The organism is Actinoplanes sp. NPDC051411 (assembly GCF_040682075.1).
Lineage (GTDB): Bacteria > Actinomycetota > Actinomycetes > Mycobacteriales > Micromonosporaceae > Actinoplanes.
This window is the reverse complement of record NZ_JBFBAD010000128.1, coordinates 21,580-28,044: the sequence shown is the minus strand read 5'-3', so window position 1 is coordinate 28,044 and position 6,465 is coordinate 21,580. Positions and strand designations below refer to the sequence as shown.

Annotated in this window: 4 protein-coding genes; all 4 read left to right on the top strand. The window is 72.8% G+C overall.

Annotated features, from left to right (window positions below; translation table 11 throughout):
* The first annotated feature begins 98 nt into the window (after positions 1-98).
* From AB0M88_RS43190 to AB0M88_RS43175, 4 genes are read left to right on the top strand one after another with little or no spacing between them, the layout of a single operon-like run.
* Positions 99-3,053, top strand: a complete 2,955-nt coding sequence (locus AB0M88_RS43190) for a hypothetical protein (RefSeq protein WP_364112271.1) — start codon at positions 99-101, stop codon at positions 3,051-3,053.
* Between the two features lie 15 nt (positions 3,054-3,068).
* On the top strand, positions 3,069-4,067 hold the full coding sequence (locus tag AB0M88_RS43185) for a caspase family protein (RefSeq protein WP_364112269.1): 999 nt from the start codon (positions 3,069-3,071) through the stop codon (positions 4,065-4,067).
* Positions 4,068-4,349, top strand: a complete 282-nt coding sequence (locus AB0M88_RS43180; RefSeq protein WP_364112267.1) for a hypothetical protein — start codon at positions 4,068-4,070, stop codon at positions 4,347-4,349.
* Positions 4,346-6,454, top strand: a complete 2,109-nt coding sequence (locus AB0M88_RS43175; RefSeq protein ID WP_364112265.1) for a hypothetical protein — start codon at positions 4,346-4,348, stop codon at positions 6,452-6,454. Before AB0M88_RS43180 ends, AB0M88_RS43175 begins: the two co-directional genes overlap by 4 nt.
* Positions 6,455-6,465: the final 11 nt, after the last annotated feature.

Here is a 6,465-nt window from a genome sequence, read left to right as displayed (position 1 = left end):
TGGCGCCCGCGACAGTGCCCGCCACAGGGCCGGCTACAGGGCCGGCTACAGGGCCGGCTACAGGGCCGGCTACAGGGCCGGCTACAGGGCCGGCCACCGTGCCGGCCGCAGGGCCGGCCGAGGCGCCGGCCACGGCCCGGCCGGGATTGCGCCGTCTCGCCTGGATCTCGCTCAGCATCCTCTCCGTGCTCGGCATCCTCCTGGCCGTCCGCACCTCGCCGAGCTTCCGTTCCGGGCCGCCCCCGGCCGTCCTCCCGCCCTACCGGGCCCCCGCGGTAGCGGCCCACCTGGTCTCGAGCGCCGACGTCCGCTCGGCCCTGGGCGGCACCGGCGTGATCGAGGTTCAGGACCGGCCGCCCGCCAACGGCCTCTGGACCAGCGGCAGCCCGTTCGCCGCCGATCTGCTGCACTCCGCGGTCGTCGGCGGCTGGCAGCGGGAATGGTCGAGCGCGGACCAGACCCGATATGTCAGGGTGGTCGCGATCCAGGTGACCCAGCCGACCTATTACGCGGGCTTCCGGACGTTCTGCAAACCCGCGACCGCGAAGCCCGTGCCGGGCACCGCCCGTTCCGGATACACCGTCGACGAGAAGAACCGGGCCGCGTTCTGCGTGCTGTCCGAGAAGGGCAATGTCAGCGTCAGCATCCTCGTCGGAGCGAGCGGCGGCAACGCCCCGGCGACCGTCGCGGCGGCGGCGCGCGACCTGAACACGCGGCAGGTCGCGCTCCTTTCCCGGTACGCCGCGGCTCCGGTCACGGTCCACCCGACGCACTACGCCCGCGACAACATCAACCGCTGGTGGATCCTGGCCGCGATCGTCGCACCGCTGCTGCTCGTCCTGCCGATCGCGCTGATCGACCGGGCCACGTGGCGGCGCGCGTTCCGGCGCTTCCGGCGACGCCGGACGCGCGACCCGTTCGTCGTGCCGGTCGACCCGGCCGCCCGGCTCGCGCTGTCCGAGGCGACCGCCCTGGCCCTGGCCAAGCTCGCGGTCTGCGTCTGGCTGCTGCGCGCCTGTGAGGTGCTGCTGATCGGCACGTACAACACCGCGGTGGCGGTGTTCGCCGCGTTCCTCCTGATGTCGCTGGCCGAGTCGCGCCTGCTGCACCGGGGCCCGGGCCGCTACCAGCCGCGCCCGTTCCGCGGCACGGCCCGGTTCCTCGCGGTGGGTGGACTGATCCTGACCGCGGCGATCGTGGCGGTCGCCTTCCTCGTCGCGGACTTCTCGCTGTCGCTCGCGGGCCTCGGCCTAAACCCGGCCGGCCCCGACTACATCACCTCGCGGCTGGCCGACGTGGGCATCGTCGTCTCGTTCGTCGTCCTGGCCCTCGCCGTCCTGCCGCTCATGCTGGTGCGGCGCATCGCGATGCGCCGCGTCCGGCAGGAGGCGCAGAACTCGCCCGGCCGGCATATCGTGCTGCTGCGGTCGTTCGCCGACGACAAACGCCGGATCCGGGCCCGCCGCCTCGACCGGGCGTCGCTGGTCGACCGGCTGTGCCTGCGCCGCTGGGAACGGTTCGAGGAGGTCGTCGCCACCGCGCTGTCGGCCATCGGGCCGGTGATCGCACTCGGCCGGCCGGGCGAGCGCCTGCCCCCGGCCCTCGGCGCGGTCCGCCAGCAGTACCCGATGGACGGCTGGCAGGAGGGCGTCCGCCGGCTGATCACCGAGTCGGCGGCCGTGTGCATGGTCGTCGGCCGCACCCGGTCGCTGGTCATCGAGCTGGGTGAGATCAAGGGGCTGGGCGCCCTGCACCGCACGTTGTTCCTGATCCCGCCCTGCGACCGTCGCGAGCAGCGCCGGCGCCTCGCTCTGCTCGCGCGCGAGCTGAACATCCCGTGGAGCCGGATGACGCAGGCGACCCGCGGTGCCGACGCCCTGCTCGTGGTGCAGAACGCCGACCCCGAACGGGCGCTGGTCTTCACCGGGCGGGCGCCCGACGACGTCGGCTACGAGGCGGCGATCCAGGCCGCGATGGTCATTCTCGGACAGCGGACCGAGGCCACCCCGGTGATCCGGCGGATCGTCGCCGACCATCGGCGCGGCGCTTCCGGCGTACGCCCGGTGCCGGCCGCGGACTCCTCGCCACCGCCGGCCGTCAAGGTGTACGAGCCGGGCAAGGCGCCCGTGTACGTACCGGCGTACCGGAAGTTCGCGGTCCTGCCGTGGACACTGCGGATCGTCGGCTCGTCGCTGGCCGCGCTCGTGCCGGCCTTCGTCATCGGGGTCAACCTGCACGACCATCCCGGCGTGCCGACCGGCTCGGCCACCGCCGTCAGCATCGCCGAGGACGCCTCGACCGGCGACCTGTACGCCTCCTTCGACGGCGGCCAGATCGCCCGGCTCGACCTGGCCAAGAAGAAGGCGAACGTCGTCGGCACGTCCACCGAGCTCCTCGACGACCTGATCGTGCGCGGCGGCGTGGCGTACGGCGACTCGCCGCTCGCGGGCAAGGTGATCGCGGTCAGCCTCACGACCCACAAGACACTGTGGACCGCTCAGCTGGCGCCCGGGCTGCGCGGCCTCGCCCTCGACGGCGACGCGCTGGTCACCGCGGTTCCGGCCCAGCACAAGGTGGTCGCGCTGTCGGTCCGGACCGGCCACCAGCAGACCGCCCGGCCGATCCAGGGCACACCGTGGGGAGTCGCGGTCTCCGGCGGCGAGATCGTGGTGCCGGTCGTCGACCGGGGACGCCTCGACCACCTGCGGGCCGGGGACCTGTCGCTCGCGCGTACGGAATCAACCGTCGCCGGACCGCAAGAGGTCCTCGGACAGGGAGCCGGGCTCTGGGTTCTCAGCCCGACCGGTGACCGTGTCGTGCTGAGCCGCGGCGGCAAGGCCGCCGCCCAGCTCCTGTTGTCCGACCCCGACGGCCTGACCGCGTCGAGCGCCGGCTGGTTCGCCGTGCAGGGCAACGAGCGGGTGACGCTGGTCAGCCCGGCCGGCCTGATCGCGCGGGTCCGTCAGCCTTACAACAACGTCGCGTCCATCTGCGTCACCCGCGACGGCCGGCTGTTCGTCGGCATCGAAGGAAAAATCGCCCAGCTGCGTTGATCCACGGAGTTCGTCATGCGCAAGGCACTGATCGTCGGAATCGACCACTACCAGCACCTGAAGGACCTGAGCGGCTGCGTGAACGACGCGCGCTCGATGACGGCCGCACTCGAGCGGCACGGCGACGCCGAGGCCAGCGTCAACTTCGACCAGCCGCGGCTGCTCACCGCCGCCCGCCCGGCCGGCTTCGTCGCCCGGGCCGAGCTGCGGGAAGCGGTCCGGCGGCTGTTCGACGACGACGCCGAGATCGCCCTGTTCTACTTCGCCGGGCACGGCTGGGTCGACGACACCGGCGGCTTCCTCTGCGCCAGCGACTGCTACGACGGCAACGACGGCCTCGCGCTGTCCGAGGTGATGACGTTCGCCAACAAGTCGGCCGCCCGCAACAAGATCATAGTTTTGGACAGCTGCCACAGCGGGGTCGCCGCCAACCACCCGATGCTCCGGGGCACGGCCGAGATCTCCAGCGGCGTGACGATCCTGACCGCGTCCACCGAGGAGCAGTACGCCGACGAGACCCCGGGCGGCGGAGCGGGGGTCTTCACCAGCCTGTTCGTCGACGCCCTGGACGGCGCGGCGGCGAATCTGGTCGGCGAGATCACCCCCGGCAGCGTGTACGCCCACATCGACCAGTCACTGGGGTCGTGGGCCCAGCGCCCGGTCTTCAAGACCAACGTGAAGCGGTTCGTGTCGCTGCGCAAGGTGCCGGCCCCGATCCCGCTCGACCAGTTGCGCGCGCTGACCAGACACTTTCCCACCCCCGATCACGACTTCCCGCTCGATCCGTCGTACGAGCCCGAGCGGTCACCCGACCAGCTGGCCGACCCGTCGATCCCACCGCCCGACCCGGAACGCACCGAGGTCTTCCAGGTGCTGCAGAGCTATGCGAAGGTCAACCTGCTCCGGCCGGTCGGCGCCCCGCACATGTGGCACGCCGCCATCGGGAGCAGGTCATGCCGGTTGACGCCGCTGGGAAAGCACTACTGGCGTCTCGTCGACAAAGGACGTCTGTAGATGATCGAGCCGTTGGCCGTCCTGAGCTCGCCCGCCCTGCTCGAGGCCCTGGCCGCGATCGAACACGAGCGCTGGTCGCACTGGCAGCGCTACCTGCATTCCCGGTGCGAGCGGGCGGCCGACGGCTCGCTGGTCGTGCCGGCCGAACTGGTCGCCCGCTGGGAGCAGCAGATGGCCACGCCGTACGGGAGGTTGTCGGAGCCCGAGAAGGAGAGCGACCGGGAACAGGTCCGGCTCTACCTGCCGGTCATCGAGGCCGCACTCGGCGAACGCCCGACATGAGCACGGCCACCTGGTACGCGCCGCTCTCCGGCCTGGTGTTCCCGCTGTTCGCCGCCTGGACGGTGTTCATCGGCTCGTCGGCCGCCGCCGAGGTCGTCGGGCGCCGCAGCCTGCCGGTCGTCACCGGCGACGACCGCTGGGTCGACGTCGGAAGCGACGCCGACCGGTTCCGCTCGCGGACCCGCCGGGTACGCACCGGGCGCGTGACCCGCCTCGCCGGTGGCGGCCTGATCCTCTGGTCGGCCGGCCTCGCGATTCAGGCGATGCCCGTGCGGTACGTGCTGCTCGCGGCGGCCGGCACGGCCCTGGTGCTGCGGATCGGGCGGTCGTCGGTGTCCTTCCTCGCGGTCGCCGTGCTCGGGATCCTCCTGGCCGTCCGCCCGGACGACCCGGCCCGGCAGGCCCTCTTCCTGCTCGCGGCCGCGGCCTGGGTCTTCATCCTGGGCCATCGGGCGGTGCGGCGGCGCTACCCCGAGTACCGCCGGGGCGTGGACCGCCCGACCCTCGACGACTGGCTGGCCAGGTCCGACATCCGGTGGAGCTCCCGCCGCATCGCGGCGCTGGGCGTCTCGGCCGTCGTCGTGACCGGCCTCGTCGCCATCCTGTTCCTGTACGCCGTCCTCAAATGGCAATCGATCGTGCTGGCGAGGGAAGATCGCTGGACCCGTCTGCCGTTCGGCGTGCCCGAGGCCGTGCTGATCCTCTGCGGCGGCGGCCTGTTCCTGCTCAACGAGCTGGCCCTGCGGCTGTGGGCACCCGACGTGTGGGAGGTCGTGCCCCGCGACACGCCGCGCGCCATCGTGTACCTGCGGAACTTCGACGACGACAAGGCGACCCTGCGGGCCGGGTCCTACAGCCGGATCCGGCTGGTGCAGGTCTTCTTCGACGTGCTCGTCCCGGTGCGACGACGCGGCTTCGAGCAGGTGCTGGCCGGCCTGCTGCGGCGGTTCGGCCCGGTGATCGGCGCGGCCGACCCGCGGACCACGCTCCGCCGGCGGGGAGCGCTCAAGGCGTCGCTGCCGCACGACGCCTGGCGCGACGAGGTGAAACGCTGGTGCGAGAACGCGGTCGCGATCGTCGTGTCGGCGACCCCGACCGGGATCCATCCCGGGCTGCGGGACGAGCTGAGACTGCTGTCGGAGGAACTGAGCCACGAACGCATCGTGCTCGTGCTCGGGCCGGGCACCGGCGACGAGATCGCCGAACGCTTCGCCCAGTTCGTGGCCGCCTTTCCGGAGAACTCGAAGCTGCTCGACGACCTCGGTGAGCGGGCGGCGAGCGGCACGATAGTGATGGTCCGGGTGCCGGGGCACGGCTGGGACTGCTGGGGCGCGGCGCATCGCACCGAGGCGGCGTACGCGGTGGCGCTCGACGAGGCCATGGCGTACGCCGAAACGGTCTGGGGCGAGCCGGAGCCGGCGCCGGCGCACCCGATCGCGGGCGACACCTGGCCGGCGATGGCCGTGATCGGGCCGGAATCCGGCCACGGGCAGCCCTTCTGGCCGGTCCTCGACCGCGACCTGGCGCCGGTCCTCGAACCGGGCGAGCGGCGGCTGCTGGAATGGCGCTCGGAACGGCCGGCCGGCTATTGGGTGGAGGACGACCTGCTGCCCAAGGGCCTGGGCTTCTACTGCGTGCCCGAGGAACTGGCGGAGCACGTGGCCTGGCTCGTCACCGACCGGCGGATCATCATGGTCACCCGGGGCCGGTCCCGGCGGACCGCGGGCACGCTGCACCTGCGGTACGAGTGGGTGTGCGGCCTCAACGCGGAGCGGCACCGGCCCCGGGACGAGACCAAGCCGGCCCGGCTGAACGTCAGCGTCGTGTGCGGTGACCCGGACGGCCTCCGGGCCACGATGTGGCTGACCAGGGGAATGAGCGCGGACCCGGTCGCCGGGAAGGTGCTGGCCGCGCTCCGATATGGCCTGACCACCTCGGGGCGGACCGTCAGCGAGGCCGCCCGGCGCGTCACCGAGAGCGAGACGGGCACGCTGACCTGGGACTTCCACCGGGTCGACGGGCTCGGCCCGTGGCGGCCGGCCGGCCCGCCGACGGCCCGCCCATCCGGCCCGCCGGTGATGCGCCGGTCCGATGCCCGAGTCTGAGCGGGCCCGCC